Origin of the sequence: Gluconacetobacter tumulisoli (assembly GCF_014174155.1) — a bacterium.
GTDB lineage: Bacteria > Pseudomonadota > Alphaproteobacteria > Acetobacterales > Acetobacteraceae > Gluconacetobacter > Gluconacetobacter tumulisoli.
Genome location: NZ_JABEQM010000040.1, coordinates 1 through 1,752 on the forward strand (window position 1 = coordinate 1; position 1,752 = coordinate 1,752).

Annotated in this window: 1 protein-coding gene and 1 pseudogene; one reads left to right on the plus strand and one right to left on the minus strand. The window is 63.8% G+C overall.

What is annotated here, in order from left to right:
* Positions 1–101: pseudogene (locus tag HLH28_RS17820) on the plus strand (IS5/IS1182 family transposase); the annotation flags it as partial.
* A 356-nt stretch (positions 102–457) separates the two neighbouring features.
* Here HLH28_RS17820 and HLH28_RS17825 read toward each other — a convergent pair.
* Positions 458–1,465, minus strand: a complete 1,008-nt coding sequence (locus HLH28_RS17825; RefSeq protein ID WP_220790175.1) for an L-dopachrome tautomerase-related protein — start codon at positions 1,463–1,465, stop codon at positions 458–460.
* Positions 1,466–1,752: the final 287 nt, after the last annotated feature.

The window sequence follows — 1,752 nt, forward strand, 5'->3', positions numbered from 1 at the left end:
AGGATTACGAGCGTTACGCTTCAACGCTCGCAAGTCTTCATGTCGTCGCTTTCGCATGTTTCATGCTCAGAAACGCCGCTATACTCGCTCACGGTGCATAACACCCTCTAGGCCCAGGCTTTCATGCCGCCAAGCTTCCATGGCTGACCGGTCCGCCGTGCACGTTCCACTGCCGCGAAAACGGGTATATCATGCAAACGTTCATCTCCGTCGGGTTTTACACGGGCGGTCTGTGACCGTGGAGGATCTCTCAGGCCCTGACGAAATCTGCCCGTGATCGCAGCTTATGGATTGCCTGGGGCAGTTGTTCCTGCAACGTCAGGCATGTGACTTTCGTCAGCCCCCGTCTCCTCGGCGAAAATTGTTGGTGACGTCGTCAGGGTCGTCAGGCTGTTTTCGGACGTCTTGGGCGGCAGACCACGAAATATGTCGTCGAATGGCCGCCTTTGGGGGGCGTTCAGGCATGGTCATTGGATGGCGGACCGACGCCGACATGAATCTTAAAGAGCCAGACCGGGTATTGAACCGACTGCCTGCCACCCTGGAAGCCGTGGGTGAGATTCTGCTGTGTCGCCGGAATCCAGAGCCACCCCGTGCGGTCCAGCCACATGGCGTCCGACCAGACCAGCCGGGAGTCGGCCACAAGGGGCTCTATTCGCCGATCCTGCCCGATACGCAGGATACGGCGTCGGTTCGTATCGCTGAGGTAGAGTGCCCCCCGTGCATCGATTGCGGTGCCGCCCGTCGTCGGGGTGTCCAGCCATACATGAAGCGCCTGCGCCAGCGTGGCCGGGGCGGTCGATGGATCGTCGAGCAGGACCGTCGGGATCCGGACCATCGGCCCCGAACAGGGCTGAGCCAACAGCCAGCGTCCGTCCGGCGTGACTTCCAGTTGATCGCCATCGACCCGTAGCGGTTCGCCCTGGTCGTTCAGCAGGCGCCGGCCGTCCGCGAACATGTCCCGGCGCGCCGTCAGAAGGGGATGGCCGTCCAGCACGCGGCGCACCTGTCCCGATGCCAGATTCACCACCAGAAGCCCGGCGCGGCCGGCGTCGGTGGCATAGAGATGGGATCCGTTGAAGCGGATATCGTCGATATAGCTGCGGGGCCTGATCCCGGCCGAAAGATCATACGTCCGCACCAGCTGGTTGCGCGCCAGGTCGAAGACGAACAGCCGGGCCCCGCCGGGAACGGCGGGACGCCCGATCCCCGGGGCACCGGCATCTATGACCCACAGATGCCCGTCCGGCCCGATCCGAACGGCATTGACCAGGACAAATGCACCCCGGGGATCATGGTCCGCGCGCACCGCATTCCATGCCGCATCGGGAAACGGCCAGATGACATCCCCCGGCAGGATCTCCGCCACTTGCACGCCCGGGCGGTCACAGGACGGAAAACTGACGAAGATCCGGCCGTCCGCCGTGGTGGCAACGCCATTCCACACGCGGTCCGCCTGCGCCACGGGGACCAGCCGAGGATTCCGGGAGAAAGACGGGAGGGGAACATCCCCCCAGGCCCGTGAACGTATCGCGCCGCCCAGTCCGGCGGCTGCGCCGATCAGCATGTTCCGTCTCCGCATCCGGTCTCCTTTCGCCCTTCAGGCCGCCATTCGCGACACCGCAGCCATACGCTACGGTGGCTTCGTCAAGGCTTCATGACGACCTTGATGCATCCGTCCCGCTTGTCGCGGAATGTCTTGTAGAGCTCGGGCCCCTCTTCCAGGGTGGCCCGATGCGTGATGACGAAGGA